A 26,435-nucleotide genomic window follows, 5' to 3' on the forward strand; every position below is an offset into this window, starting at 1 on the left:
GACAGGTCCTGGCGGTCAGGCGAGTTCCTTGACCAGCAGCTCGAACTGGAGGTCGTCGCGCTGCGGAATGCCGAAGCGCTCGTCGCCGTAGGGGAAGGGGGTCATGCGACCGGTGCGCCGGTAGCCGCGACGCTCGTACCAGGCTATGAGGTCCTCGCGTACGGAGATCACGGTCATGTGCATCTCGGTGACGCCCCAGTTCTCGCGGGCCTGCCGCTCGGCCTCCGCCATGACCGTCTTGCCGAGGCCGGCGCCCTGGACCGTGGGGCTGACGGCGAACATGCCGAAGTAGGCGTGGCCGCCGCGGTGTTCCAGCTGACAGCAGGCGACGATCCGGCCCTGCTGCTCGACGATGAGCAGCCTGCTGTCCGGCGCCTTGATGACCGCGAGCACACCGTCGGGGTCGGTCCGCTGCCCCTGGAGGATGTCTGCCTCGGTCGTCCACCCGGCCCGGCTGGCGTCTCCCCGGTAGGCCGACTCGATGAGCGCGACGAGCGCGTCCACGTCGGTGTCGACGGCGTCGCGAAAGGTGAATTCGGTGGCGGCGGTGTCCATGCGGGCGTTCTCCGGTCTCTGACTCGGCTGGGGCATCGCCGAGCGTAGACCCTGCGCCGGTAGGCTCCGGCTGCATGGTGCACGTACTCAGCAGTAGGACCCTGCTCCGGCCGACCGACCCCGAGCGTTCCCGTGCCTTCTACGGCGAGCAGCTGGGCCTGGCGGTCTACCGCGAGTTCGGGACGGGGCCGGAGCGCGGGGTCGTCTACTTCCTCGGCGGCGGTTTCCTCGAGGTCTCGGGCCGCTCGGAGACACCGCCGGATCCCGCCGTACGGCTGTGGCTTCAAGTGACGGACGTGGCGGCGGCGCACGACGAGCTGCGTGCCCAGGGGGTGGAGATCGTCCGGCCGCCGGTCCGCGAGCCGTGGGGGCTGCTCGAGATGTGGATCGCGGATCCGGACGGCACGCCGATCGTCCTGGTGGAGGTGCCGGCGGACCATCCGATCCGGTACCGGCCGGGGATCTGAGACGACCCGTCCCGGTCGGGGATCTGAGCTGGTCCGGTACCGACCGGGGGCGAGTCCGAGGCGCGGTGCGGGGGGGGAGAGAGAGACACCTGAGGACGGGCGGATCCGGGGCGGGGCGAAGACCTGAAGGGCCCCGCCAGCCCCGTTCACCCCGCCAGCCCCGTTCACCCCGCTGGCCCCGCCAGCCCCGTTCACCCCGCTGGCCCCGCCAGCCCCGCTGGCCCCGGCGACCCCGCTGGGCCGACGAAGACCGACCCGGGTCGGCCGGGTCGGCCCCGCCGGCCCGGGTCGGTCTTCGTCGGCCCGGGTCGGTCTTCGTCGGTCGCCTGTGGGCGCCTGGCCGTGCCCGGCGGGCAGCCGGGGTGGCCGGGGTGGTTCAGCGGCGGGTCGTCGGGGCCATCTGGGCAGGCCGGACCGTGTTTCGTGGGCCTCGGCGGCCACCGGATGCCGTGGCGCGGACCGAGGCATAGCGTGCTGAAGGGGGTCCCTTTCGGAAGGAACGCCATGAAGCTCGACGCGCCCGTGCCCGGCGGGCCCTGCTGGGCCGAGCTGGGGACCAGTGACCTGGAGGCGGCGAAGCGGTTCTACGCGGAGCTCTTCGGCTGGCGCGCTGAGACGGATCCGCGTCAGGAGGCGGGTGGCTACACGGTCGCGCACCTCGGCGAAGCGGCCGTCGCCGCGCTCAGCCCCCTGTACCAGGAGGCACAGCCCTGTGCCTGGAACGTGTCGTTCGCGGTGACCGACGCGGATGTCAGCGCGCGGCTGCTCACGGAGGCCGGGGGCAAGGTGCTGGTCGGCCCGATGGACGTCTTCGACGTGGGTCGTTTCGTGGTCGCCCTCGATCCGGGCGGTGCCGCGTTCCAGTTGTGGCAGGCGCGGGCCTTCCCGGGCGCCGGGCTGTTCAACGCGCCCGGCTCGCTCGGCTGGGTCGAGCTGCTGACCCGCGATCGCCACCGGGCGGAGACCTTCTACACCACGGTGTTCGGCTGGACCGTCCGCTCCTCGGAGAACTACCTCCAGTGGGGCGTCGGCGGCGCGGACTTCGGCGGCATGATCACGATGGACGAGAAGTTCCCGCCCGAGGTCCCCCCGCACTGGCTGCCGTACTTCGCGGTGGCGGACGTGGAGGAGTCCACCCGGACGGCGGTGGAGGCGGGCGGCACCGCGCTGATGGAACCGACCTCGGTGCCGGCCGGTCCGCGGATCGCCGTACTGCGCGACCCGCAGGGCGCGGTGTTCGGCGTGTACCGGGCGGGAGACGAGAAGTGAACGTCGACGGGTGGCGTGGTCCGGTCCCGCGTCGACGCGGCGCTCAGACCCGCAACGCCCGCATGTGCCCCTCGAGTCGGCTCAACAACTCGCCCAACAGATCGGCCAGTTCGCCCTGGCGGTCGTCGTCCAGGGCGGACAGCACGGCACTCTCGTAGACGAGCTGCTCGGGCATGATGCCGTCGACGAGGTCACGCCCGGCGTCCGTGAGGCGGAGGTGGGCGACCCGGCGGTCCCGGCTGTCGACGCGACGTTCCACCAGTCCGCGCTCGGTGAGTTGCTTGAGCCGCTTGGTGACGGCCGCCCCGGAGGAGAAGGTCTCACGGGCCAGTTCGCCGGGAGTCAGCTCATGGCCGGTGCGGCGCAGCGCGCCGAGCAGGTCGAACTCCGCACGGCTCAGGCCGGCCCGCCGCAGGGGGGCGTCCTCGGCCTGCTGGAGGAGCGCGGCGCAGCGGTTGACGCGGCCGATGATCTCCATGGGGCCGGTGTCGAGGTCGGGCCGCACCGTCTGCCACTGCCGTACGACGGCAGCGACGGTGTCGTTCCGTACCGGCTGTCCCGGCCGTACCGGGTCGCCGGTGCCTGTCCGGCCACCGCTCCCCCGCGTGCCCCCGCTCCCCCGCGTGCCCCCGCTCCCCCGCCCGTCGCCGCTCCTGGGGCGGTCACCGGTGGTTCCGGGGTCGTCGGCCGTCGGTTCCGCCCCGGTCGCCGGTCCTTCCCCCGTCCCGTTCCCGGCCGCCGCCCGTCCCTGCGTCGCCGTCATCGCCGTACGTCCTCCGCTCCCGTGCTCGCGTCCCGGTCCAGGAGCAGCCCCTGGCGCCGTACCGTCGCCGCGAGCGTACGGTGTCCGGACTGTTCGGCCGACACGACCCGCTCCGCGGGCAGCGCCCGCTGCCACCACTCGCCGGACGCGGCGTCGGCGGTGGCGCGCAGGTCGACCAACGCGGCGGCGAGGCCGCGGCGGGCGGACTCCAGGGCGCCGGGGGCGGGGCGCGGCTCCGCCACGAGACGGGCGGCCTGCTCGCGGGCCCGTTCGACGGCCGTCAGGGCGTGTCCGAGGCGGTCGCCGGCCCTGCGGTTGGTGACGGCGACCGCGGCGACGAAGCCGACCACGGCGCCGACGAGCGTGTCCACCAGTCGCTCGGTGATCAGCCGACCCGGGTCCTGGACCTGCGCGAACTCGGTGATGAGCAGGGCCATCGGGGTCACGCAGACGCTGCCGAGCCAGTAGTTGCGACTGATCAGCGCCTCGGCGCCGAAGTTCAGGGCGAGGCAGATCAGGACGAGGGCGGCCTGCGTGAGATGGGCGAGCGGCACGAGCGCGGCGAAGGCGAGCACGCCGACCAGGTTGCCGACGACGCGCTGGACTCCGCGGCTCCAGGTCAGCGTGATGTTCGCCTGGTAAAGGGATGCGGCGGTGACCAGGGCCCAGTAGGGGCGGCCGACACCGAGGGCGAGGGAGGCGTATCCGGCGAGGGCGCAGCCGAGGGCGGTGCGTGCGGCGATCGGCGCGAGGGGGCCGAGGCGGAGCCACAGCGGCGGACGGCCGGTGGCGAGTTCGGCGTCGACGCCGAGGAGTTCGTCGTCGTCCACCAGGTCGTCCGGGTGCGGAACCGGGCCGGTGCCGCGCAGGTCCCGGGCCCAGTCGCGCAGCCGCTTCGGGTCGGTGTCGGCGGGGGCGGCGAGGGCGATCTCGGCGCGGACGAGGAGACGTTCCAGGGCCCGGCGGGTGTCCGTGGCGCGGGCCGACAGCAGGGTCTGCCAGCCGCCGTGCACGGCGGCGGCCGCGGCTGCGCGGGTCCGGGCGTGACCGTCGCCGGTGCCGTCCGTGGCGGCGTGGGCGGCGGCCGCGTCCAGGGCGTGGGCGGTGGCGCGGCGCTCGGGGCCGTGCGGCCGCAGCAGCCCGGGCGCCATGCCGATCAGCCAGGCCCAGGCTCCCGCGGCGAGTGCCAGTCCCAGATGGCCGGGGACCTGCCCGAGGGTCTGCGGGATGAACAGTGCGGCGGAGGTGATGAAGGTGAGGACGACGTTGGCGGGCGGACCGAGGCGGGTCGCGTCACAGAGGGCCTTCTGCGCTGCCGCGAGCAGGGCGCCGACGGTGACCAGGGCGACGGCGTCGGTGGTCAGCGAGGCCGCGAGCAGGGCGACCGCCAGGCCGACGGTCATGCCCAGTACCACCCAGGCCAGGACACGGGCCCGGGCCGCGTAGGGGCGGTTGTGGGCGTACAGGGCGCACAGCGACCCGGCCATCGTGTACATCGCCAGGTCCAGCCGCCCGAGGGCCAGCAGGATCAGGTTCGGCGGGGCGACGGCGGCGATCACGCTCAGGGCGGGCTTGAACCAGATGTCGGAGGGCCGGCCGAGGCGCAGTACTCCGGCGATCGGGAGGCGGCGTCCCGGGCGCTGCCCGCGCCGACGGCCGTGCTGCCCGCCGCGCGGTTCGGGGCGGGGTTCGGGGCGGGGGCGCTGAGGGGTCGCACTGCTCATACCAACTAATTTAGCATGTGTTTTACCCGTGAAATATTACCCGCGAAATATCTCGTGCTCCGTCGAATGCCCCCCGTGTACACCCTTGCGCCCGCGTGCGCACGGTGTGCCGTGGGCATCGCAACCCTCGATTGCGAACGTCGAGCGGGGAGGTGCGCGTGCACGGACCGGCTTCGCCCGGCTGGCTGCTGGTAGCGCTGTGTGCGGCGACCGGGGCCTACTGCCTGTTGCGGATGCGCAGCGGGGTCGAGGAGCAGCGCAGGGCCGCCGGCGGCGAGGCGCTGATGGGCTTCGGGATGGCCGCGATGGCCGTGCCCGCGGCCGCGTTCACCCCGCCCGCGTGGGCCTGGCCGGCCTTCGCCGCGATCTTCGGGGCGGCCGCGCTGCGGGCGCTGTGGGCGGCCCGCGCGAGCGCCCACCACCTGCACCATCTGGTCGGGGCCGGAGCCATGGTCTACATGGCGGCCGTGATGGCCGCCGCGCCCGCGCACCGGCACGGGCACGGCGGCTCCGGCGTCCCGCTGCTGACGGGGGTGCTGCTGCTGTACTTCACCGGGTACGTCCTGCTCGCCGGGGCCCGGCTGCTGCCGGTGGCCGGGGCGGGCGGCGCCGCCGTGGCCTGGAGCGACCGGCCCGAGGTGGCGCGGGCGTGCCGGCTGTCGATGGGGATCGGGATGCTCGCCATGCTGCTGACGATGTGAACCCAACTCGGGCGTGGTCTGCGTCACTTCGCTGTAACAAGCCGTACCCCTGAGCGGTACGCCGCTCATAGGGTGCTGCTCATGATGGTCCCCGCGGTACTGCTGCTGCTCGGTGCCCTGACCGCCGTGATCGCCCCCCGGCTGATCGCCCGGGCCGACTGGCCGGACCATGAACCGGTGGTCGCGCTGTGGGCGTGGCAGTGCGTGGTGGCCGCGGTCCTGCTGTGCTGTGCGCTGTCGATGACGCTCAGCGCGGCGGCGGCCTGGCAGGCAGTACGCGGACATGTCTTCGCGCCGGCCCCGCGCGCGGTGGTGGAGGCGTACGGGCTGGGCGCGACGGGCCCTTGGGCGGCGGCGACTGCGGTGGCGCTCGCGTGCGGCGGGCTGTGGAGCGGGGCGATGCTCGTACGGGAGGTGCTGCGGAGCCGGGCCGGACGCCGGTCCCGGCACGCCGAACTCCGGTTGCGTGCACCGTTGTTGCCGGGCGAGGAGTCCGCGTCCGGCCGACTGCTCGTACTGGAGGGTGAGCGGCCCGACGCCTGGTGGATGGCGGGTGCGGCTCCCCAACTGGTGGTCACCACAGCCGCGCTGCGACGCCTGAAGGGTCGTCAGCTGGATGCCGTGCTGGCGCACGAGCAGGGGCACGCCCAGGCGCGTCACGACTGGTTGCTGAACTGCTCGACGGCGCTGGCCACCGGCTTTCCGCAGGTACCGGTGTTCGCCGCGTTCCGCGACGAGATGCACCGGCTGGTCGAGTTGTCGGCGGACGACATGGCCTCCCGGCGCTTCGGCCGGCTGACGACCGCGCTGGCGCTGGTCGAACTCAACGAGGACCGGGGCGTGTTCGGCCCCTCCCCCGCCCCGCAGGCCCATGTCCCGCAGCGCGTGGACCGGTTGCTCACACCGCCCGACCGCCTCACCGCGGCCCGCAGACTACGACTGACGGCAGCGGCCTCCCTCGTACCGGTGATCCCGGTACTGGTAACCCTGGTCCCCGCCCTCCGGACACTGGGCTGAACCCCACGGCCCCGGAGAACCCACCCATAGCGACGATCAGCCACTCCCGACACGGGCCCGGCGACTCCGTCGGCCGGCCCGGCCACCCCGTCGGCCGACCCGGCGACCTCGGGGCCCGGCCACCTCGGGGCCCGCCCTCTCTGGGCCGCCAACCACTCCGGCTCCCCTCGGGCATCCACCCCAGCGGCCAGAACCTTCACCCCCAGAAGCCCGGCCAGCCGCCCCAGGGCCACGACCAGCAGCTCCTGGCACCGCCCCGCGCCCCCACCCGGCCGACTCGGCCACCCCCGGACCCGACCCGGCCACCCCCTGGCCAGGACATCCACCGCCGGCCCAGGACGGACCACCGCCGGACCGGGACAGGCCACCCCAGTAGCCGGGACAGCCGCACTCAGCGGCCGAGGCAGGCGCGCCGGAACCCACCCCCCGGCGCCCCCAGAACGGGGGCCGACCGCCCCGGAACCCGGACCGACCGCCCCGAGTTCGCTTCCGGCCCCGCCGTTCGGCGAGGATCTCCGTATGCACCATCCGTCGGTCGAATCCCCGCCCCGCCTCCCGGCTCTGCGCACGACGCTCCGGACCGGCCTCGTCCTGGGGCTGTGCTCGGCCCTGCTCCTGCTCCTGGTCGCGGCCGACTGGCATCCCCTCATCTCCGTCGACGGCGGCATCTCCCGCACCACCCACCGCTGGGCCGTCGCCGATCCCGACCTCACCCAGGTCTGCCGCATCCTCACGGACTGGGTCTGGGACCCCCTGACCATGCGTCTGCTGGGGGCGGCGGTCGCCGTATGGCTGGTGTGGCGGCACGGGGCCTGGTGGACGGCCGGGTGGCTGGCCGTCACATCGGCGGTGGGCACACTGATCCAGCAGTCCCTCAAGGCCGGGTTGGGCCGCGCCCGTCCGGTCTGGCCCGACCCGGTCGACTCCGCCCACTACGCGGCGTATCCCTCCGGGCACGCCCTGACGGCCACGGTGGTGTTCGGCCTCCTGCTGTGGCTGCTGCACCGGCACGGCGTCGCCCCTGTCGTGTGGCGTACGGCGCTGGCGGTGGCGGTGGTCTCGGTGGTGGGCGTGGGACTGACCCGGATCTGGCTGGGCGTGCACTGGCCCTCGGACGTCCTGGGCGGCTGGCTGCTGGGCGCCCTGCTGGTGGCGCTGGCGATCGCGGCGCACATGCGGTGGCGCCCGTGACCCTGCCGGAGCGACGGTACGGCTACGTGGGGCCGGAGGACGTGCGGCGGGCGGTCGTTCCCGGCGCCGGCGGCCGGGTGATCCGCCGTGCCGCGGATCTGGACGCGCACGCGGGGGCGGAGGAGAGCGAGCCGTTCACGTACGTCGTCGGGCTCGACGGCCTGCTGCGGCTCGCGCCCCGGCGCAGCGAGCACGTGGCCTGCGCGGGCGGCGGAGACGTGCTCGGCGCGGGCGAGATCTCGTTCCGCCGCACCCCGCAGGGACCGCGCGTGCACGAGGTCAGCAACCAGTCCACCGGTTACTGTCCCGACCCCGACTCCTGGCCGGCCGTGGCCGCCGCCCTGGACGAGGCCGGCATCGGCCGTCCCGACGGCTTCACGCATGCGCTGGTCTTCCGGCGCTGCGAGCGGTGCGGGGAGAACAACGTGGTGCGTGAGGGGGTCTTCGTCTGCGTGTTCTGTGACGGCGATCTTCCACTCGTGTGGAACGTGAGCCCGCGGGATCCGTGAATCCGGCCGGGAGTGCGGGGCCCGTGAGAGCCGACTGATTCATAGACTCGGCGCCATGCCCATGAAAGCCGTGTTGTTCGACTTCTCCGGGACCCTGTTCCGCATCGAGTCCGCCGAGTCCTGGCTGCGGGCGGTGCTGGAGGCGGCGGGTGTCGCGCTGCCCGCGTCGGAGCTCGCCGATAAGGCGCGGGCGCTGGAGACGGCCGGCGCGCTGCCCGGCGGGGCGAGTCCGGTCCGGTTGCCCGCCGGGGTCGCCGAGGTGTGGCGGGTGCGGGACGAGAGCGCGGAGCTGCACCGGGCCGCGTACACCGGTCTGTCCCGTCAGGTGCCGCTGCCGGACCCGGCGCTGTACGACGCCCTGTACGAACGGCACAGGATCCCGGCGGCCTGGGCGCCCTACCCCGACGCCCTCGACGTACTGAGCGGGTTGCGCGAACGCGGGCTCCGGGTCGGTGTGGTCAGCAACATCGGCTGGGACCTGCGACCGGTGTTCCGGGAGCACGGCCTCGACCGGTACGTCGACGCGTACGCGCTGTCGTACGAGCACGGGTTCCAGAAGCCGGACCCCCGGCTGTTCACGGTCGCCTGCGAGGCGCTGGACGCCGATCCCGGCGGGACCCTGATGGTGGGCGACGACCGGCGCGCGGACGGCGGGGCTGCGGCGCTGGGCTGCGCGGTGCACTTCGTGGACCATCTGCCGGCGGCCGAACGTCCGGACGCGCTGCGGACGGTGCTGGACCTGGTGGGGTGACCCGCCGAAGTGATCCGACGGACCCGGCCCGCTCTCTACCGACGGTCGCCTCAGGCCACCATTACGGGAAAAGCACGCCCACTCTGGACGATCCCCCGCGTCGCCCAGAGCAGGCGGCAGCCCGATGCGTTCCGAAGCGGAACCCCACCGGGTTACCCTGAGTATAGTTGGCTGGCAGCCAGTCAACACAGGAGTTCCAGGATGTCCCCGCGCAGCGCGTCGGTCAATGAAGAATTGCGGCGCCGTTCCCGGGAGCGGCTCCTTCAGGCCGCGGTGGAGCTGGTGAGCGAGCGCGGGTACGAGGCGACGACGCTCGGTGACATCGCGGACCGGGCCGGCTCGGCGCGCGGTCTGGTGTCGTACTACTTCCCCGGCAAGCGGCAGCTGGTCCAGTCGGCCGTGCATCGGCTGATGCACCGCACGCTGGAGGAGGCGCTGGAGCGGGAGCCGCGCACCGAGGACGGCCGGGAGCGGATGGCGCGGGCCATCGACGGCATTCTGGGCCTGGCCCGGGACCGTACGGTGCTGATGCGCCAGCACATGGCGGGCCTCTTGCAGGCCGAGGGGTTCGTGCAGTGTCCGGAGCAGCAGCGGCTGGCCGAGCTGCTGCGGGACACCGCGGCCCGGCACGGGTCGCAGGACGTCGGCCACGACTACCCGATGCTGCGCTCCCAGCTGATGGGAGCCGTCTACGCGATGGTGCTGCCGAACGTGCCCCTGCCGCTCACGACGCTGCGCGCCGAACTGTTCGCGCGCTACCGGCTCGACTGGGAGCAGGGGGTCCCGCCGGGCGCCGAGGCGCCCGGCGGGAGGAGTGACACCGATCTGTCGCGCTTCTTCGCGACCGACCCGACGGCTCCGCGGAGCGAGGGTCAGTCGAAGTAGTCCGGCTGGGTCTGGACGTTGAGCTCGTGGACACGGACCCGCTTGGCCGGGTCGGTGCGCCGGTCGCTGAGCTTCAGCACGTCGAAGCCCTTGGCGATGTCGTTCGAGTAGATGTAGCCGTTGTAGTAGTACGCCGACCAGGAGCCGCCGCCCCTCAGCACCTGGGTGTCGAGCGGACCGCGCTCGAAGTAGGCGATCTCCTTCGGCTTCGACGAGTCGGTGAAGTCCCAGACCGAGACTCCGCCCTGGTACCAGGCCTGGACCATGATGTCCTTGCCCTTGACCGGGATCAGCGAGCCGTTGTGGGCCACACAGTTCTCGGTGTCCGCCTGGTGGCGGGGGATCTTGTAGTAGCTGCGGAAGACCAGCTTGCGCCTGTCGCCCTTGCCGACGATGTCGTAGATGCCGTCGGCGCCCTTGTCCGGCCCGATCGCCGCGTTGCACGTGGCCGCACCGCCGCCGCCGAGCTCGTCGGTGAACACGACCTTGTTCGCCTTCTGGTTGAAGGTCGCCGAGTGCCAGAACGCGAAGTTCACGTTGTCCTGGACCTGGTCGATGACCTTCGGGTGCTCCGGGTCCTTGATGGAGAACAGGATGCCGTCACCCATGCAGGCGCCCGCCGCCAGGTCCTTGGAGGGCAGGACCGTGATGTCGTGGCAGCCGGTCGTCTTGGAGACCCCGGGGTTGGTGGGCGAGCCCGGGTTGCCGCCGCCGTCCGGGCCCTCCCCCGGGAACAGCACGGGGAAGCTCACGATCGCGGCCTTCTCCGGCGTCTTGCGCGGCACCTTGATGACCGAGATGCCGTCGTGCGGGGGCTGGCAGTCCGGGTAGGCGGCGTTCGGCGAGTACGAGGAGACGTAGATGTAGACGTTCTTGCGTTCGGGCACCAGGGTGTGGGTGTGCGAGCCGCAGGCGGTCTCGACGGCGGCGACGTACTTCGGGTTCGCCTTGTCGCTGATGTCGAAGACCTTCATGCCCTCCCAGGAGGACTTCTCGGTCACCGGCTGCGTGGTGCTGTTGCAACTGCTGTCGCTGCGCGAGGAGTCGGTGGACAGGAAGAGCAGGTCGCCCGAGACGGAGATGTCGTTCTGCGAGCCGGGGCAGAGCACCTGGGCGATGGTCTTGGGCGACTTCGGGTTGCTGATGTCGAAGACGCGGAAGCCGTCGTAGTTGCCGGAGAAGGCGTACTTGCCCTGGAAGGCGAGGTCCGAGTTGGTGCCCGGCAAGGCGTCCTTGGGGATGTTCGTCAGGTGCTCGATGTTGTCGGAATGGACGATCTCGTCCTGCCCCGGTATCTCGCCGTCGGCGATCGCCGCCGTCGCCTCGGCCCGGGCGCCCTCGGACACCTCCTGCTGCACGGCGGGCCCGTCCCCCGGGTCGGGGGTCGCGGCCGCCGGGACGGCCGTCAGGAGTGCGGCCAGCAGTCCGGTACACGCGGCGGCCACCCCCAGCCGTCTGCGTCGCGTTCGAAGGTCGTTCAACAGGGTCACTGTGTCCTCCCTTGTCGCCGTTCTCGTGGAACGGTTCGCGGTGCTCCGAAGTATCGTCTTCATCATGCACATATCAAGGGCTGGCAACGCACTCGTAATGAATCTTTCGGTTCAGTAGTGCGATCCATGGTGCAAAGATCCAGACGAGGACGGCCCCCCGCCCTCAACTCACCTGCTTCAGGAGGTCGTTGTGCTCGTCCGCCGCGCGCCCCTCGTCTCAGCCTCACTGCTGCTCGCCCTCGCCCTCGCGGGGTGCGACTCCGCGCCGGACACCAAGTCGGGCGCGGCGAGCGGCCCTTCGGTGATCGCGCCGGGCAAGCCGGGTGAGACGAACCGGACCCTCTCCGCCCAGGACGCGGCCGAGCAACGCGCCGACGACGACACACCCAACTCCGCCGACGTGGCGTACGCGCGGATGATGATCCAGCACCACACCCAGGCCCTGGAGATGACCGAACTCGCCCCGAAGCAGGCCGAGTCGAAGGCCGTCAAGGGCCTCGCGACGCGGATCGGCGCCGCGCAGGAGCCGGAGATCGAAGCCATGAAGGGCTGGCTCACGACCTACGGCGAGGACGAGACGGGCGGCGAGCACGAGCACGCGGCGATGCCCGGGATGGCCACCGAGGCACAGCTGACCGAGCTGCGCGCGGCCCGCGGCAAGGCGTTCGACGCGCTCTTCCTCACCCTGATGATCACCCACCACGGGGGCGCCCTCACCATGGCCGCGGACGTCAAGGCACAGGGCAACAACGTGCGGATCGAGGAGATGGCGGACGATGTGATCGCACAGCAGACGAGTGAGATCACGCGGATGCGCGGGATGCAGTAGCGCCCCGGTCCACGAACCCCGTCAGCAGGCCTCGCCAGCAGGCCTCGACCACGGGACTGGTCGACGGCCCTCGTCAACGGGCCCTGTCAGCGCCGGACATGACGCGGCGTCAGGTAGCCCGCGTCGCGCGCCTGCGCGATCAGCCTCAGCGATCTGCGGCGACTGTGTCCCGTCGCGCACATGACCGCAAGGACGGGGTCCGCCCCCTTCTCCTGGGCCGCGCGGTACTCCTGCGCCACCAGCCACCGCCCCTCGATGCCGCGCGGCCAGGCCGGACGGGCCCGCCGGGCCACGAGCGCCTCGTCGGCATCCCCGGCGACGGCCGGCTCCCGCACGCCCTCCGCGCCGTCGGCACCCTCCGCGCCGTACACGCCGTCGGCACCCTCCGCGCCGCACACGCCGTCGGCACCCTCCGCGCCGTACACGCCGTCGGCGTCCTCCGCGTCCTCCGCGTCCTCCACGCCCGCAGCCTCGAGGCCGCCGCCTTCGTCGCACCTCTCGAACAGCGGCCCCTCGATCCAGTCCGCGAGCACCGTCAGGTCCACGAGCGACAGGGGCGGCTGGGCGCTGACGTCCTCGACCGAGACGCGCCCCTCGCAGACGACGGCCAGCAGCTCCACCCGCGCACCGTCGACGAACGCCAGCCGCACATGAAACCAGGAAGTGACGCCCCCGGCTTCCCGGACCTCCCACGCGGGCCACACGGACACCGTGCCGTCCTCGGCGGGACGATCAGAAAGATCAAGAAACGATGCGTCTAGCACACACGCAACGTAACCGCATGATCACTTTCCATACGAACGGACACGCACGCATCGGGCGCGCACAGCACCCTGTCAGCGGAGCCGCGCTGATGCGATGCTGGAGACACGAGCGATCTCCTCCGTCCCCCTGGGTAAGGAGTTCCGCGTGCTGCGTGTCGCCGTCGTCGGCTCAGGGCCGAGTGGGGTCTACACCGCCCAGAGTCTGGTCCAGCAGGACCCCGAGGTGCTCGTCGACGTCCTGGACCGGCTGCCGTGCCCCTACGGGCTGGTGCGGTACGGCGTCGCTCCGGACCACGAGAAGATCAAGTCACTCCAGAACAATCTGCGCGCGGTGCTCGAGCACGAGCGGGTGCGCTTCCTCGGCGGGATCCGGGTCGGGACGGGCGGGATGTCGGCGTCCCGGCTGCGCGAGCTGTACCACGCGGTCGTGTACTGCGTGGGCGCCGCGACGGACCGGCACCTCGGTGTGCCCGGCGAGGAGCTGCCGGGCAGCTGGTCGGCGACGGAGTTCGTGTCCTGGTACAGCGCGCACCCGGACACGGTCGCCGACGGGTTCCTGCGGAACGTCCGCTCGGCGGTGGTGGTGGGAGTGGGGAACGTGGCGGTGGACGTCACCCGGATCCTGGCCCGGCAGACGGCCGAGCTCAGCCCGACCGACATGCCCCAGGCGGCGCTGACCGCGCTGGCGGCGAGCGAGGTCGCCGAGATCCACATGGTGGGGCGGCGCGGCCCGTCCCAGGCCCGCTTCACCACCAAGGAGCTGCGCGAGCTGGCCGGCCTGCCGGACACCGAGGTGGTCGTGGACGAGGCCGAGCTGGCGCTGGACCCGGCGTACGGCGACCCCTCCGCGCTGCCGGCGGCGCAGCGGCGCAACGTGGAGGTGCTGCGCGGCTGGGCGGCGGCCGCGCCGGCCCGCGGCACCCGGCGGCGGATCCGGCTCCGGTTCTTCCTGCGACCCGTCGAACTGCTCGCCGACAAAGGCCGGTTGGGCGCGGTGCGCTTCGAGCGGACCGCGCCGGACACGCACGGCGGGGTGACCGGCACCGGACGGTACGAGGACATCGAGGCGCAGTTGGTGCTGCGGTCGGTGGGCTATCGCGGGGTGCCGCTGGAGGGGTTGCCGTTCGATCCGGAGCGGGGCACGGTGCCGCATCTCGCGGGGCGGGTCCTGCGCGAGGGGGTGGTGGCACCGGGCGAGTACGTGGCGGGCTGGATCAAGCGGGGTCCCACGGGGGTCATCGGCACCAACCGGCCGTGCGCGAAGGAGACGGCGACGTCCCTGCTGGAGGACGGCCCCGTCCTCGTAAGGCGGGAGCTGCCCGGCGATCCGCTCGAGCTGCTGCGGGCCGCCGGGGCCGAACCCGTCGAATGGGCCGGATGGCTGGCGATCGAGCGGGCCGAGGCGGCGCTGGGCGCCTCACTGGGGCGGGGTGTGGTGAAGCTGCCGGACTGGGCGGCGCTGTGGACGGCGGCGAGTCCCCCCGGGATCGGTGTACAGGACACACAGCAGCAACACCGGTGAAATCAACAAACTGTTTAAGTCCCGTACGTTCTCGTTCCGTTCGCCCGTTCCGGCCTGTCCGGCCCGTTCAGCCCGTCCGGTCCGTTCAGCCTGTCCGGATGCCCGCGCCGCCGCCCTGGAGTGCCCATGACCACGACCGCGCCCGTTCATCCCGTCGACGAGGTGCCACCCGCACGGCAGTTGGCCGCCTTCGGCCTCCAGCACGTGCTCGCGATGTACGCGGGCGCGGTGGCCGTGCCCCTGATCGTGGGCGGTGCGATGAAACTGTCGCCCGCCGACCTGGCGTATCTGATCACCGCCGACCTACTGGTGTGCGGCATCGCCACGCTGATCCAGTGTGTCGGCTTCTGGCGGTTCGGCGTACGGCTGCCGATCATGCAGGGCTGTACCTTCGCGGCGGTGTCGCCCATGGTGCTGATCGGGACGACGGGCGGTGGACTGCCCGCGATCTACGGGTCGGTGATCGTGGCGGGGCTCGCGATCATGCTGCTGGCGCCCCTGTTCGGCAGGCTGCTGCGCTTCTTCCCGCCGCTGGTCACCGGCACCGTCATCCTGATCATCGGCATCTCGCTGCTGCCGGTCGCGGGCAACTGGGTGGCGGGCGGCGTCGGTTCGGCGGACTTCGGGGAGCCGAAGAACATCGGACTCGCCGCGTTCGTCCTCGCCGTGGTACTCGCCGTGCAGCGGTTCGCGCCGGCGTTCCTGAGCCGGATCGCTGTGCTGATCGGCATCGTGGTGGGGCTCGGGGTCTCGGTTCCGTTCGGGTTCACCGACTTCGACGGCGTCGGGGACGCCGACTGGGTCGGGATCAGTACGCCGTTCCACTTCGGCGCGCCCGCCTTCGAGGCGTCGGCGATCATCTCGATGCTGGTCGTGGCGCTGGTCACGATGACCGAGACGACCGGTGACCTCATCGCGGTCGGCGAGATGACCGGCCGCAAGGTCGATCCGCGCAGCCTCTCCGACGGGCTGCGCGCCGACGGTCTGTCGACCGTCCTCGGCGGCGTCTTCAACACCTTCCCCTACACCGCGTACGCGCAGAACGTCGGCCTGGTGGGCATGACCCGGGTGCGCAGCCGCTGGGTCGTCGCCACCGCGGGCGGCATCCTCGTGCTGCTGGGTCTGCTGCCCAAGCTGGGCGCGGTGGTGGCCGCGGTTCCGGCGCCGGTCCTCGGCGGGGCGGGCCTGGTGATGTTCGGGACGGTCGCCGCGAGCGGTCTGCGGACGCTGGCCGAGGTCGACTTCAAGGGGAACCACAACCTGACGGTGGTCGCCGTATCGGTCGCGATGGGCGTGCTGCCGGTCGGCGTACCGACCATCTACGAGCAGTTCCCCGACTGGTTCCGGACGGTGATGAACAGCGGTATCAGCGCGGGCTGCCTGACGGCGATCGTCCTGAACCTGCTCTTCAACCACCTGCCCTCGAAGGCCGGCCCGGCACCGGAGACGGTCGCCCTGCCGACCGGCGGCGGCGAGGAGCCCGTCGGGGACGTGCCGGAGAAGTCCAGGGAAGAGGTCGTCTAGTAGTCCAGCCCAGCCATACTTCGCGATCTGCTTCGACAGCATCAGAGGTGCTGGTCCGAGCTGCATCACGGGATGGGTGGTTGGACGAGCGCACGGTCGGGCCGAACGAGCTCGCGCAGGGACTGAGCGTGCGTCCGGCCGGCATCCGGCCGGACGCACACTCCGGCAGTCCTGATCACGCGCGGGCAGCTGCCGGCGCAGCCGACAAAGATCATCAATCTGCCGCAGGACGAGCGAGTGAAGGCATTTTCGGCTGCTTGTAGCCCCGCTCGGAGTGGCCGACAAGCGGCGCCGGGAGCGGTTCTGCGCCGGGAGGTGCACCCACGCCTGGCACCAGCCGGTCCGGAATCAACCCGCCGGATTCGGGCCGAACCGCAGGGCGTCGAACTGTAGGCTCCGGCAGTGAACGCCGACGACGTCTGGCCGTTGCGCGCCCCCGCGGGTAGGAGATCGCATGCAGGACCCTTCGGACTCGATGGAGATCGCCGAGCCTGAGGAGAACGGCCGGAGCACTACCGCCGACTCACCTGGTGCGGACGATCCGACACCCAACCCGGACGTCGACCCAACGGCCGCATCGACGGTCATAGCGGAGGTACTCCCGGGGGTTGCCGTCGTCTTCGGTGAGGTACCGGCGGAACTCAAGCCCGATCTGCTCGACTTCGGGTTCGTGTCGGCCGCCGACCGCAAGCAGATCTCCGCAGTCCTCGCCTCGATCGGGAACACGGCGACCGTGGCGGGAAACCTCGGCAACGCATTCGCCGGCGCTCAGGGGCTCTACAGGATCAGCAGCGCGACACAGGCCCTCCTGAAGGCCGGCGGAACACTCGCGGTCAAGGATGGCGCGAACCTCGGAACAGTGATGATTCCGGGCCGCTTCATCGGTCAGGCCCGCTTCTACCCGGTGAATGCGGTGAGCGCGGCGCAGAACGCGGCGTCGATCGGGCCCGCGCTGGCCATGGTCGCCCTTCAGATGCAGCTGAGTGAGGTCGAGGGCCTTGTCAGAACCAACATCGCGCTGACCAGCCAGGTGCTCGCGACTGTCCGCCACGGGCAGTGGGCCGAGCTGACGGCGCTCGTCGCCACCGTCGATCACGTCGTCGACCAGGCGCGAGAGGTCGGATCGGTCCCGACATCCCTGTGGGACACCGTCGCGGGCAAGAAGGCGGACCTGCGTACGCAGCGTGACCTGTACCGCCTGAACGTCGGCAGTCACATCCGGCAGATCCATCAGCTCGACGGACATGCCCGCCGTGAGTATCTCGAGACGAACGCCGAGGCAATCCTCTTCGACGCGAACGCCCTCCTGTCCTCCGTCAAGGCATGGACCGGGTATCAGGCGCTCCACGCCGCGCGGGCGAGAGCCGCCGGCCCCGAAGACGTCGGCGAGGCCCGGCTGGTCGACTCCATCGCGCGCGACACTCGCACAGAGCTCGACGCCGCCCTCGCCGAGACGACGAGCCTCGTCGACTCACTGACGCGGGAGCTGCGCATCATCGCCGAACTCCCCGGACGCGACACACTGCCACTGCCGGGGAAGCGGAAGGACTCGATCGCAGCGCGCCAGACCTCCGCCCGTCTTCTGGAAGCGATCGAGCCTCTTGCCGATGCCCTGCATCCGCCGGCCCCTCCGCTCGATGCTCCGGGCGTCGTCTGCGCTCCCACATCGCTGGATCTCGAGCCGTACCTTCGCATCCTGCGATGGTTCCTCGAGGACGGTGAGACCCTACGTGTCCTCGGCTTCCCCGATCAGCTCGATGCTCTCGGTCCGATCTCCGCGATCCTCAGCGGAGCGAAGGAGAAGTTGGCGGCAGCGAGGGACAAGATGGCGGCAAGGACACTGGTCGCCGTCACGGATCGCCGCATCATCACGGCCAAGACGAACGCGTTCCTCGAGCAAGGCGAGATCCGTCTGGACATCCCCGTCGACCAGGTGCGATACGTCCGAGCATCGACCACGAAGGACAGAGGCGGGCGCTTGGCGATCGACCTCATCACGCGCGACGAGAACACCCGGTGGCTCTTCCACGCTGACATCGACGACACTCAAGTGGACGCGCTTGCCGCCGTGCTTGCCGAGTCGATGACGATCCCGGACGTCGAACGCGATGAGCTTCAACGGCGGCGCCACGCCCCCATCGAGGCGGGCAGGAAGGGCGAGAGTGCCGGCACGAGGTCCACGGAACCGACTGGATCCGAGGCCACGACCTGCGATGCCGAGTAGGCCTCGAGCCAATTGACCTTTCGGGCGCCCGTTGCGGTACTAGCGTTGCCGTTCCACGGCCGACAGCACCTGCCGTTCGTGGTCCACACGGTAGAACTTGCCCCGTTCCATCTGGCGATGAGGAACGCTGAGCACGGCAAGGTCAGCCGCTTCCCGTTCTCTTACCTGAGGGGAGACGTAGCTCAGTGCGGTCTGCTCCATCTGTTCACGGTCGCGGACTTCCGCTCCGGGCAGGTTGACCACCTGATGAATGTGATGGATCGCCCCGCTGCCCCTATTGTACACGACAAACACATACTGTGATTCGGGCTCTACGGATCCGTCGGTTCCGCCGGTTCCGCCGGTTCCGCCGGTTCCGCCGAGAGGGTCTTGCGGCAGCATGTGATCAGCTCCATTGAAAGATGTTGCAGACAGCGGTGCCTTCTTGCCCTGAGCCGAGCGCAATCGCGAACGTGACGCCGCTCAGGTGCTCATCGAATACGGTGTTCGGCCAGTTGTAGAAGTTGTCGCCGAAATCCGTCACCTGCTCCGCCCCCGTGGAACTCGGGCGCGTCCGAAAGCCACGAATGCCCGAATTACAGAGACCGGCGCCATCGGCCTGCCCCAGACTTACCTGTCCCACAGCTTTCTGGGCGCCGAAGTTCATCTCCAGCGTGCGAGTTCCGGTACTGGACCAGAGGATATTCCACGTCATATTGGCGATCGGCATGGATTCTCTTTTCTCGCACTGGAGTCAACGAAGCGTATTCACATCATCACCCTTGGTTAAGGAGCTCGCAACTTCAGCTCGGAACCGCGGGAGACGCCTCCGGTCTCCCCGCAAGGGCTGATCGCTCCACTGCCGCGCAGGTACCGGACAACTCCCGGACGGCCGTGGGCGGCCGGGCTCATCGGCCGCCCACGGAACATCAACTCGCGCCGCAGGTGGCTCCGTTGAGCGTGAAGGCGCCGGGCGCCGCACTGTTGCCGGTGTGGTTCGCCTGGTAGCCGATGGTGACGCTCGCGTTGGGGGCGAGCGTGCCGTTGTACGTGGCGTTGGTCGCCGTCACCGCTCCGGAGGCCGGTGCGTAGGTGGCGCCCCAGCCGTTGGTGATGGTCTGGCCGGAGGGCAGGGTGAAGCCGAGCTGCCAGCCGTCGACCGTGGTGGTGCCGGTGTTGGTCAGGGTCACGGAGGCGGTCAGGCCGGTGTTCCAGGCGTTGGTCGTCGCGGTCACCCGGCAGCCGCCGGGCTGGGGGGCGGGGCCGCCGGCGTCCAGGCCGAAGAAGGTGATCACGCGGGCGGCCATACCCCAGGCGTACAGGTTGTGGCCGACGCCCTGGAGGCTGACGGCCTCCACGGGAGCCTGGTCACCCGTGCCGCCGTACCGGGTGCGGGTCCAGCCCGAGACGGGCGAGTCGGTGCCGGCCGGGGTCTGGCTCACGCCCCGCACATTGGTCCACTGCTTGATCTCCTCACCGAAGTTGGGGTAGCGCAGCACGTCGTCCTCGGTGCCGTGCCACACCTGCATACGCGGCCGGGACCCGGTGTAGCCGGGGTAGGCGGCGCGAACGAGGTCGCCCCACTCCTGCGCGGTGTGGATCACGGTGCCGCCGGAGCAGGCGCTGTTCCACTCGGAGCCGTCGGTGGTGGCGAAGCAGCCGAAGGGCACCCCGGAGAAGGCGGATCCGGCGGCGAACACGTCGGGGTAGTCGCCGAGCAGGACGTTGGTCATCATCGCCCCGGAGGAGATACCGGTGGCGTAGACGCGACTGGTGTCGGCCGCGTACGCGGCGGTCACCCAGTCGATCATCGACTTGACGCCGACCGGGTCGCTGCCGCCGCCGCGCTTGAGCGCCTGGGGCGAGGAGACGTCGAAGCACTTGCTGCTGCGGGTGACGGACGGGTAGACGATCACGAACCCGTACTGGTCGGCGAGTTGGGAGTACTCGGTGCCGGAGTACATCGCGGGCCCGGAGCCGCCGCACCAGTGCACGGCGACGAGCACCGGCGGGTGAGCGGTGACGGTGGCCGGTGCGTAGACGTACATCTGGAGATTGCTGGGGTTGGCACCGAAGCCGGTGACCTCGGTGAGGGTGGCCGCCGGGACCGGCGCGGCGGCCTGTGGGCGGGCGGAGGCGGCGGGAGCGGTGAGGAGAGCGGCGGTGAGCAGGAGCAGCAATGCCCCGCATAACGAACGCAGGGCTCTCCCAAGGGAGTTCGACACGCGCTTGTCCCTTTCTGGTAGCGGCTCGGGGGACGTCGTACGTGGGGTGCGCGAGAGGAAAGCGGCGGCTCGGCAGGTGGCGCCGGTCTGCGCCGGCAGACCCGGACGCACGCCCCTCACCGACGGGTCGGGAGGGGGACGTCCGCACCGCATGGTGGCATGCGCGCGCTTGCCATGGAAGCGCTCCCACGCCAACTCCCCGCAAGCCCTTACCGGTTGGCCGGGGCCTGGCCGGGTGGCTGAATGTGTTCTGCGCAAAGCGTTGACTAGAAAGCGCTTGCCCCCTACGTTCCGTTCAGCAGTGTGACCGAGCCGCTCACGCTGACCCCACAAAGGGCCGCGCCACCCGTGCACCTCGTTCAACATGGCGTACGACATTCAGATAGGTGATCCTCCTCCCTCCCCCGAAGGGACGCACCCGCATGCGCACAGGGCCCCCACGTACACAGGAGCAAAGGTCCGCTCTGGTCGCGTACGGCTGCACCGCCGAGGCCGCCCGGAACACTCCGGCCGCCCGGAGCACGCTCACCATCCCCCACCTGGAAGAAGGCATCGGGACATGACTTCACCAGCACTGCCGCGCCGAAGGCGCTCCCTGACGGGCGCACTCGCCGCCCTCGCACTTTCCGTTGGCATGATCATGACCACCGGGGCGCTGACTCCGGCGCACGCCGCCACCTGGCCCAGCGCGACCGGCAGCCAGGGGGTCTCCTCCACCATCGCGGTGTCCGGCACCAAGGACTACGGGATGATCCGCCTCTACGGCACCGGTGATCTGGGCAGCGGCAGCCAGGACGAGGACCAGGGGCCGATCCTGGAACTGGCCGCCGGCGCGGTGCTCAAGAACGTCATCATCGGCGCCCCCGCCGCCGACGGCATCCACTGCAAGGGCACCTGCACGCTTCAGAACGTCTGGTGGGAGGACGTCGGCGAGGACGCGGCGACCTTCCGCGGCTCCTCGTCGTCCAACGTGTACACCGTCTCGGGCGGCGGCGCGCGGTCGGCCAGCGACAAGGTGTTCCAGTTCAACGGCGCCGGCACGCTGAACGTCTCCAACTTCGCGGTGCAGACCTTCGGCACCTTCGTGCGCTCCTGCGGCAACTGCTCGACGCAGTACAAGCGGACGATCAACCTCAACACCATCGAGGCGACCTACTCGGGCAGCAAGCTCGTCGGCATCAACACCAACTACGGCGACAGCGCGACCCTGAAGAAGATCACGATCGTCGGGGACAGCAGCAAGAAGATCATCCCGTGCCAGAAGTACATCGGCAACAACACGGGGGCCGAGCCGACCACCAACGGCACCAGCGCGGACGGGACTTACTGCAAGTACGCGTCGTCCGACATCACCTACAAGTAGCCCCCTCCTCCACCGGTCCCCCCACGGTAAGAAGGCGGCCGTACGAAGCGTCCCCGCACGGCGCTTCGCACGGCCGCCGTACCTATGCGCCCGCCCCCGACACCGTGGCGACGAGCTCCCGTTGGTGGTGACCGTAGGCGGTGCGCAGGGCCGGTCCCGGCCAGTCGGCGGGAAGGAGCCCGGCCGGCAGCACCGGGTCGGCGAGGAGATGCCGTACGACCGCCGCGAGGGCCGTGAAGCGGTCCGCGGGCCGCTGGGTCCACTCGACATGGGCCAGCAGGACCCGGGCCGTCCGCGCCCAAGCGTCGAGCGGCCACAGCCCGGCGGCCAGGTCAGGGGCGGACGGGTCGGGGTGGGCGGTGAAGTGCTGGAGCACGCCGCCGAGATCCGCGGGCCAGGGCCGGCCCAGATTGGCGGGCCGCAGCCAGACCCCCTCACGGAGCTCGGCGAGCCGGAGGGCGCTCAACCGGCCGCGCAGTTCGGCGCGCTCGGCGGGGCCGCGACCGGTCGCGGTGATGACGGCCATCTCCCAATCGCCGTGCCACGCGCGCGTGTCCGGGTGCACGGCGTCGTCCTGGCGGCGCTGGCGCTCCAGCAGCCGGTCGCTGAGCCGGTAGACGCCGTCCGTCCGCCGCAGGTCGCCCGCCGCCACCATCCGGCTGAGCGCGGCCCGCACCGTCGATCCACCGACACCGAACGGCTCCACCCCACGCACCAGGTCCTTCGCCGCCATCTCGGGCGGGTGCGTGCCCAGCAGCAGACTCAGGACCACCGACCGCGCGGACAGCGGAGGCAGGTCGACCTCGTCGGGCTGCGCCGTCACGTTCATCCGCATGAGGCCGTACTTTACGTGCGGCTCTGATGTTGCACTATTGCTGCACCCGTAGAGAAAGTGCAACATGGTCGTATGGCCCAGATACTCACCCAGCCGCAGGCTCAGCCTGCGCCGCCCGTCTCGTCGTACGGCACGCACGACGTCACCAATCAGCCGCCGCCCCTGGCCCCCTACGACGCCTCCGACGACGTGGCCCTGCTGGAGGGGCTGCGGCGGGAGGGCGCCGGATGGGCGGAGCCGGACGTCCGCCGGATCGGTCTGCTGGCGGGCGGCGTCGAGGCGCAGGAGTGGGGCGAGCTGGCCAACCGGCACGAGCCCGCCCTGCGCACGCACGACCGGTACGGACACCGCGTCGACGAGGTCGACTTCCATCCCAGCTGGCACGAGCTGATGAGGGTCGCGGTCGCGGAGGGGCTGGCCGGCGCGCCCTGGGCGGACGACCGGCCGGGCGCCCATGTGGCGCGCACGGCGGGCGGTCTCGCCTGGGGGCACACGGACGCCGGGCACGGCTGCCCCACGTCCATGACCTACGCGGCCGTCCCCGCGCTGCGCCGCCAGCCGGAGCTCGCCGCCGTCTACGAGCCGCTGCTGACCGGCCGGGTGTACGACCCGGGGCTGCGGGTGCCGACGCAGAAGCGCGGGCTGCTCGCAGGCATGGGGATGACCGAGAAGCAGGGCGGCTCCGACGTCCGGACGAACACGACGGCGGCTCTGCCCACGGCGGAGCCCGGTGTGTACACCCTGCGCGGGCACAAGTGGTTCACGTCGGCGCCGATGTGCGATGTCTTCCTGGTGCTGGCGCAGGCGCCGGACGGGCTCTCGTGTTTCCTGGTGCCGCGTGTGCTGCCCGACGGCACCCGCAACACGTTCCGCGTCCAGCGGCTGAAGGACAAGCTGGGCAACCGCTCCAACGCGTCGTCCGAGCCCGAGTTCGACGGGACCGTGGCCTGGCTGGTCGGGCCCGAGGGACAGGGCGTGAAGACCATCATCGAGATGGTCAACTGCACCCGCCTGGACTGCGTGATGATGTCGGCGACGCTGATGCGCAAGACGCTCGTCGAGGCGGGGCATCATGTGCGGCACCGCAGCGCGTTCGGGGCGCGGCTGCTGGACCAGCCGCTGATGCGCAACGTGCTGGCCGACCTGGCACTGGAGTCGGAGGCCGCCACCACGCTCACCCTGCGGCTGGCAGGGGCGGCCGACCGGGCGGTGCGCGGAGACGACGAGCAGGGGCCCGAGCGGGCCTTCCGGCGGATCGCCACCGCCGTCGGCAAGTACTGGGTGACCAAACGGGGGCCGGCGTTCACCGCGGAGGCCCTGGAGTGCCTCGGCGGCAACGGCTATGTGGAGGACTCCGGGATGCCCCGCCACTACCGCGAGGCGCCCCTGCTGTCCATCTGGGAGGGCTCGGGCAACGTCAACGCCCTCGACGTACTGCGGGCGTTGACCCGCGAACCGGCGACGGCGGACGCCCTGTTCGGCGAACTCGCCCTGGCGCGGGGGGCCGACGCCCGCCTCGACGCCGCCGTCTCGCGGCTGCGGACCCGGCTGGGCGAGGCGACGCCGACCGGCGCCCGCCGTCTGGTGGAGCAGATGGCCCTCACCCTCCAGGCCTCGCTCCTGGTCCGGCACGCCCCGCCCGCCGTCGCCGACGCGTTCTGCGCCACCCGGCTGGGCGGCGACTGGGGGTACGCCTTCGGCACGCTCCCGGACGGCGCCGATCTGGACGGGATCCTGGAACGGAGCCTTCCCGACACGAAATGACGTCTCGCACGTGCGAGACGTCGCCGGGCCCCTCGGGGGCCTGCGTTCCCCGCCCGGTCGTCGGGCTGGTGTCCGGGCGGGGGTTCGCGGGGCGGGTCAGCCCGTCGGGCGGCCCCAGAGCGCGTCGAAGCGGGCCCAGTCGGTGTCCCACTGCTCCACGCGCCGGCGTTCCAGTCGGCCCCGCAGGACACGGCCGCCCGCGAAGGGCAGAACGGCCGCGCCGACTCCCGCCAGGCCGCCGACGAGGGAGGCGCGCAGTCTGGCCTGGGCGGCGGTGGCCGGTTTCGTCACCAGGCGGCCCTGCCGGTCCGTCCAGACCGTGACGGGGGTGCCCGCGGCGCTGCCGGGGCCGACCCGGACCTGGCCGTTGTGCGCGGAGCCGTCCGGTCCGGTCCAGCCGACCTTCGCCCACACCTGATCACCGACGGCGGAGCCGTTCACGGCGGCCTTGCCCGGGGCCTGCTCGGTCAGCCGCCCCATGAGAGGCCGCCACTCGACGCGCTCCCGCGCCAGACCCTGTTCGACGGACCCCGCGGTCGCCCACCCCGCCAGCACCCCGGCGAGGACGGTCAGCGCCCACACGCCGAGCACGACCCAGGCCTCCACCGTGTCGGCGCGACGCTTGAGCGCGTTGCGCCGCCAGCGCCACAGCCACACCTTCGGACCACGGAACGCCATCGAAGGCTTCCTCCTCATGAGCGCATGAACATCCCGGCCGCCCTCCCATACGGGGCAGGCGGGCCTGATGCTCAGGCCGAATCCCTCGTCCCGACGGTCCCACGGGCCCGGCGCCCGCGCAGGCGTCCCGGCGAAAGTGGCCGAAGTCATGCGCTCCCGACCCGCCGTCGCCGCTGTGACCTGCGGCAACGCCACTTCCAGAGGTGACTGTCAGTGGTGGGGTGCAGACTGGCCGGTGTCTGGGGCAAGGACGTCAAAGACACCGCGGAGGTGATCGGCATGACCGAGGCACTGCTCGCCGTGGGCACGCGCAAAGGCCTGTTCATCGGGCGTCGGCGCGGTGGCGCATGGGAGTTCGACGAATCCCCCTACTTCAACGCACAGGCGATCTACTCGGTCGCCATCGACACCCGCGGCGACCGCCCGCGGCTGCTGGCCGGCGGCGACAGCGCGCACTGGGGCCCGTCGGTGTTCCACTCCGACGACCTCGGCCGGACCTGGACCGAACCGGCCGCCCCCGCCGTCAAGTTCCCGCAGGACACGGAGGCCTCGCTGGAGCGGGTGTGGCAGCTACACCCGGCGGCCGCCGAACCGGACGTGGTGTACGCGGGCACGGAACCGGCGGCGCTGTACCGCTCGCGGGACCGCGGCGAGAGCTTCGAGCTGGTCCGACCGCTGTGGGAGCACCCCACCCGCTCGAAGTGGGTGCCGGGCGGTGGCGGGGAGGGCCTGCACACGGTCCTCACCGACAGCCGCGACCCGCGGTCGGTGACCGTGGCCGTGTCGACGGCCGGGGTGTTCCGCACGAGCGACGGCGGCGCGAGCTGGGCGCCGGCCAACTCCGGTGTCGCCGCGGTGTTCCTGCCGGATCCGAACCCGGAGTTCGGCCAGTGCGTGCACAAGGTGGCGAGGGACGCGGCGAACCCGGACCGCCTCTACCTCCAGAACCACTGGGGGGTCTACCGGAGCGACGACAAGGGCGGGCGGTGGATCGACATCGGCGCGGGCCTGCCCTCCACCTTCGGCTTCGCCGTCGCCGCGCACCCGACGCGCGGGGACACGGCGTACGTGTTCCCGATCAACGCCGACGCGGACCGGGTGCCCGCCGACCACCGGTGCCGGGTCTTCCGTACCGCGGACGCGGGCCGGAGCTGGGAGCCGCTCACGGCGGGCCTGCCGCAGGAGGACCACTACGGCACAGTGCTGCGCGACGCGCTCTGCACGGACGACGGGGATCCGGCTGGCGTGTACTTCGGCAACCGCAACGGCGAGGTGTTCGCCTCGGCCGACGACGGCGACAGCTGGCGGCAGTTGGCCTCGCACCTGCCGGACGTCCTGTGCGTACGGGCCGCGGTGACCGGATGAGCCGACCCGCACGCGAGGGCCGACCGTTGAGCCTTGGCCAC

26 protein-coding genes are annotated in these 26,435 nt (G+C 71.6%); 16 read left to right on the forward strand and 10 right to left on the reverse strand.

Going from position 1 to position 26,435, the window contains the following annotated elements; genetic code table 11:
• Positions 1-15: 15 nt before the first annotated feature.
• Positions 16-555: a GNAT family N-acetyltransferase gene (locus G9272_RS06470; protein ID WP_171401875.1), complete on the reverse strand. Its 540-nt coding sequence runs from the start codon at positions 553-555 to the stop codon at positions 16-18.
• Between the two features lie 74 nt (positions 556-629).
• Between G9272_RS06470 and G9272_RS06475 the strand changes: the two genes are divergently transcribed.
• Positions 630-1,022 (forward strand): VOC family protein, encoded by a 393-nt coding sequence (locus tag G9272_RS06475; protein ID WP_171395636.1) that lies wholly within the window; start codon positions 630-632, stop codon positions 1,020-1,022.
• A 504-nt stretch (positions 1,023-1,526) separates the two neighbouring features.
• Entirely contained in the window at positions 1,527-2,291 is a 765-nt protein-coding gene (locus G9272_RS06485) for a VOC family protein (RefSeq protein WP_171395637.1), read from the forward strand.
• 43 nt (positions 2,292-2,334) lie between these two features.
• Here the strand turns inward: G9272_RS06485 and G9272_RS06490 are convergent, their stop codons facing one another.
• Positions 2,335-2,796, reverse strand: a complete 462-nt coding sequence (locus tag G9272_RS06490; protein WP_171401876.1) for a MarR family winged helix-turn-helix transcriptional regulator — start codon at positions 2,794-2,796, stop codon at positions 2,335-2,337.
• Between the two features lie 254 nt (positions 2,797-3,050).
• The gene (locus G9272_RS06495; protein WP_253267736.1) at positions 3,051-4,778 is read right to left on the reverse strand and encodes an FUSC family protein; all 1,728 of its coding nucleotides are present in this window, start codon (positions 4,776-4,778) and stop codon (positions 3,051-3,053) included.
• A 158-nt stretch (positions 4,779-4,936) separates the two neighbouring features.
• On the opposite strand from G9272_RS06495, the gene G9272_RS06500 reads away from it, so the two are divergent.
• The 6 genes from G9272_RS06500 (at position 4,937) to G9272_RS06525 (ending at position 9,832) form a co-directional block, all read left to right on the forward strand.
• The gene (locus tag G9272_RS06500) at positions 4,937-5,479 is read left to right on the forward strand and encodes a DUF5134 domain-containing protein (protein ID WP_171395638.1); all 543 of its coding nucleotides are present in this window, start codon (positions 4,937-4,939) and stop codon (positions 5,477-5,479) included.
• A gap of 81 nt (positions 5,480-5,560) precedes the next feature.
• Positions 5,561-6,496: a M56 family metallopeptidase gene (locus G9272_RS06505; RefSeq protein ID WP_171395639.1), complete on the forward strand. Its 936-nt coding sequence runs from the start codon at positions 5,561-5,563 to the stop codon at positions 6,494-6,496.
• A 519-nt stretch (positions 6,497-7,015) separates the two neighbouring features.
• A complete protein-coding gene (locus G9272_RS06510) occupies positions 7,016-7,687 on the forward strand; it encodes a phosphatase PAP2 family protein (protein WP_171395640.1) in 672 nt (223 codons plus the stop codon).
• Positions 7,684-8,196, forward strand: a complete 513-nt coding sequence (locus G9272_RS06515) for a hypothetical protein (RefSeq protein WP_171395641.1) — start codon at positions 7,684-7,686, stop codon at positions 8,194-8,196. The genes G9272_RS06510 and G9272_RS06515 overlap by 4 nt, the downstream gene beginning before the upstream one ends.
• Before the next feature lie 61 nt (positions 8,197-8,257).
• Positions 8,258-8,947 (forward strand): HAD family hydrolase, encoded by a 690-nt coding sequence (locus G9272_RS06520; protein WP_171401878.1) that lies wholly within the window; start codon positions 8,258-8,260, stop codon positions 8,945-8,947.
• A gap of 201 nt (positions 8,948-9,148) precedes the next feature.
• Complete coding sequence (locus G9272_RS06525; protein ID WP_171395642.1) at positions 9,149-9,832, forward strand: TetR/AcrR family transcriptional regulator; 684 nt, start codon at positions 9,149-9,151, stop codon at positions 9,830-9,832.
• On the opposite strand, the gene G9272_RS06530 is transcribed toward G9272_RS06525, so the two are convergent.
• Complete coding sequence (locus tag G9272_RS06530; RefSeq protein WP_171395643.1) at positions 9,820-11,322, reverse strand: LVIVD repeat-containing protein; 1,503 nt, start codon at positions 11,320-11,322, stop codon at positions 9,820-9,822. The genes G9272_RS06525 and G9272_RS06530 overlap by 13 nt on opposite strands.
• 190 nt (positions 11,323-11,512) lie before the next feature.
• Here G9272_RS06530 and G9272_RS06535 point away from each other — a divergent pair, with 190 nt between their 5' ends.
• The gene (locus G9272_RS06535) at positions 11,513-12,151 is read left to right on the forward strand and encodes a DUF305 domain-containing protein (RefSeq protein WP_171395644.1); all 639 of its coding nucleotides are present in this window, start codon (positions 11,513-11,515) and stop codon (positions 12,149-12,151) included.
• A gap of 86 nt (positions 12,152-12,237) precedes the next feature.
• On the opposite strand, the gene G9272_RS06540 is transcribed toward G9272_RS06535, so the two are convergent.
• Positions 12,238-12,861: a DUF6214 family protein gene (locus G9272_RS06540; RefSeq protein WP_171395645.1), complete on the reverse strand. Its 624-nt coding sequence runs from the start codon at positions 12,859-12,861 to the stop codon at positions 12,238-12,240.
• Between the two features lie 199 nt (positions 12,862-13,060).
• On the opposite strand from G9272_RS06540, the gene G9272_RS06545 reads away from it, so the two are divergent.
• The 4 genes from G9272_RS06545 to G9272_RS06555 all read left to right on the forward strand — a co-directional run bounded on the left by G9272_RS06545 (position 13,061) and on the right by G9272_RS06555 (position 18,185).
• On the forward strand, positions 13,061-14,437 hold the full coding sequence (locus G9272_RS06545) for an FAD-dependent oxidoreductase (protein WP_171401879.1): 1,377 nt from the start codon (positions 13,061-13,063) through the stop codon (positions 14,435-14,437).
• 126 nt (positions 14,438-14,563) lie between these two features.
• Positions 14,564-15,961: a nucleobase:cation symporter-2 family protein gene (locus G9272_RS06550; RefSeq protein WP_171395646.1), complete on the forward strand. Its 1,398-nt coding sequence runs from the start codon at positions 14,564-14,566 to the stop codon at positions 15,959-15,961.
• Between the two features lie 274 nt (positions 15,962-16,235).
• Positions 16,236-16,367 carry a hypothetical protein gene (locus G9272_RS45170; protein ID WP_253267737.1) on the forward strand — a complete coding sequence of 44 codons (132 nt, stop codon included), beginning with the start codon at positions 16,236-16,238 and terminating at the stop codon, positions 16,365-16,367.
• A gap of 48 nt (positions 16,368-16,415) precedes the next feature.
• A complete protein-coding gene (locus G9272_RS06555) occupies positions 16,416-18,185 on the forward strand; it encodes a hypothetical protein (RefSeq protein ID WP_171395647.1) in 1,770 nt (589 codons plus the stop codon).
• Positions 18,186-18,224: 39 nt separating this feature from the next.
• On the opposite strand, the gene G9272_RS06560 is transcribed toward G9272_RS06555, so the two are convergent.
• From G9272_RS06560 to G9272_RS06570, 3 genes are all read right to left on the reverse strand, one after another.
• The gene (locus G9272_RS06560; RefSeq protein ID WP_171395648.1) at positions 18,225-18,566 is read right to left on the reverse strand and encodes a hypothetical protein; all 342 of its coding nucleotides are present in this window, start codon (positions 18,564-18,566) and stop codon (positions 18,225-18,227) included.
• A gap of 4 nt (positions 18,567-18,570) precedes the next feature.
• Entirely contained in the window at positions 18,571-18,894 is a 324-nt protein-coding gene (locus G9272_RS06565; protein WP_171395649.1) for a hypothetical protein, read from the reverse strand.
• A gap of 199 nt (positions 18,895-19,093) precedes the next feature.
• Positions 19,094-20,344: an extracellular catalytic domain type 1 short-chain-length polyhydroxyalkanoate depolymerase gene (locus G9272_RS06570; RefSeq protein WP_253267738.1), complete on the reverse strand. Its 1,251-nt coding sequence runs from the start codon at positions 20,342-20,344 to the stop codon at positions 19,094-19,096.
• Between the two features lie 604 nt (positions 20,345-20,948).
• Between G9272_RS06570 and G9272_RS06575 the strand changes: the two genes are divergently transcribed.
• Positions 20,949-21,752 (forward strand): pectate lyase, encoded by an 804-nt coding sequence (locus G9272_RS06575; protein ID WP_171395651.1) that lies wholly within the window; start codon positions 20,949-20,951, stop codon positions 21,750-21,752.
• 82 nt (positions 21,753-21,834) lie between these two features.
• Here G9272_RS06575 and G9272_RS06580 read toward each other — a convergent pair whose 3' ends face one another.
• Complete coding sequence (locus G9272_RS06580; protein ID WP_171395652.1) at positions 21,835-22,587, reverse strand: PaaX family transcriptional regulator C-terminal domain-containing protein; 753 nt, start codon at positions 22,585-22,587, stop codon at positions 21,835-21,837.
• 72 nt (positions 22,588-22,659) lie between these two features.
• On the opposite strand from G9272_RS06580, the gene G9272_RS06585 reads away from it, so the two are divergent.
• Entirely contained in the window at positions 22,660-24,351 is a 1,692-nt protein-coding gene (locus tag G9272_RS06585) for an acyl-CoA dehydrogenase family protein (protein WP_171395653.1), read from the forward strand.
• Positions 24,352-24,447: 96 nt separating this feature from the next.
• Here the strand turns inward: G9272_RS06585 and G9272_RS06590 are convergent, their stop codons facing one another.
• A complete protein-coding gene (locus tag G9272_RS06590; protein WP_171395654.1) occupies positions 24,448-25,029 on the reverse strand; it encodes an Rv1733c family protein in 582 nt (193 codons plus the stop codon).
• A 213-nt stretch (positions 25,030-25,242) separates the two neighbouring features.
• Between G9272_RS06590 and G9272_RS06595 the strand changes: the two genes are divergently transcribed.
• Entirely contained in the window at positions 25,243-26,394 is a 1,152-nt protein-coding gene (locus G9272_RS06595; RefSeq protein WP_171395655.1) for a WD40/YVTN/BNR-like repeat-containing protein, read from the forward strand.
• Positions 26,395-26,435 lie beyond the last annotated feature (41 nt).

Origin of the sequence: Streptomyces asoensis, assembly GCF_013085465.1 — a bacterium.
GTDB classification, from domain to species: Bacteria; Actinomycetota; Actinomycetes; order Streptomycetales; family Streptomycetaceae; genus Streptomyces; species Streptomyces cacaoi_A.

Excerpts from the sequence above, each read along its gene's own strand:
- G9272_RS06470 (WP_171401875.1), bottom strand. The coding sequence starts at position 555 with ATGGACACCGCCGCCACCGAATTCACCTTTCGCGACGCCGTCGACACC.
- G9272_RS06475 (WP_171395636.1), top strand. The coding sequence starts at position 630 with ATGGTGCACGTACTCAGCAGTAGGACCCTGCTCCGGCCGACCGACCCC.
- G9272_RS06485 (WP_171395637.1), top strand. The coding sequence starts at position 1,527 with ATGAAGCTCGACGCGCCCGTGCCCGGCGGGCCCTGCTGGGCCGAGCTG.
- G9272_RS06495 (WP_253267736.1), bottom strand. The coding sequence starts at position 4,778 with ATGAGCAGTGCGACCCCTCAGCGCCCCCGCCCCGAACCCCGCCCCGAA.
- G9272_RS06505 (WP_171395639.1), top strand. The coding sequence starts at position 5,561 with ATGATGGTCCCCGCGGTACTGCTGCTGCTCGGTGCCCTGACCGCCGTG.
- G9272_RS06510 (WP_171395640.1), top strand. The coding sequence starts at position 7,016 with ATGCACCATCCGTCGGTCGAATCCCCGCCCCGCCTCCCGGCTCTGCGC.
- G9272_RS06520 (WP_171401878.1), top strand. The coding sequence starts at position 8,258 with ATGAAAGCCGTGTTGTTCGACTTCTCCGGGACCCTGTTCCGCATCGAG.
- G9272_RS06525 (WP_171395642.1), top strand. The coding sequence starts at position 9,149 with ATGTCCCCGCGCAGCGCGTCGGTCAATGAAGAATTGCGGCGCCGTTCC.
- G9272_RS06550 (WP_171395646.1), top strand. The coding sequence starts at position 14,564 with ATGACCACGACCGCGCCCGTTCATCCCGTCGACGAGGTGCCACCCGCA.
- G9272_RS06555 (WP_171395647.1), top strand. The coding sequence starts at position 16,416 with ATGCAGGACCCTTCGGACTCGATGGAGATCGCCGAGCCTGAGGAGAAC.
- G9272_RS06560 (WP_171395648.1), bottom strand. The coding sequence starts at position 18,566 with ATGCTGCCGCAAGACCCTCTCGGCGGAACCGGCGGAACCGGCGGAACC.
- G9272_RS06565 (WP_171395649.1), bottom strand. The coding sequence starts at position 18,894 with ATGCCGATCGCCAATATGACGTGGAATATCCTCTGGTCCAGTACCGGA.
- G9272_RS06575 (WP_171395651.1), top strand. The coding sequence starts at position 20,949 with ATGACTTCACCAGCACTGCCGCGCCGAAGGCGCTCCCTGACGGGCGCA.
- G9272_RS06580 (WP_171395652.1), bottom strand. The coding sequence starts at position 22,587 with ATGCGGATGAACGTGACGGCGCAGCCCGACGAGGTCGACCTGCCTCCG.
- G9272_RS06585 (WP_171395653.1), top strand. The coding sequence starts at position 22,660 with ATGGCCCAGATACTCACCCAGCCGCAGGCTCAGCCTGCGCCGCCCGTC.
- G9272_RS06590 (WP_171395654.1), bottom strand. The coding sequence starts at position 25,029 with ATGGCGTTCCGTGGTCCGAAGGTGTGGCTGTGGCGCTGGCGGCGCAAC.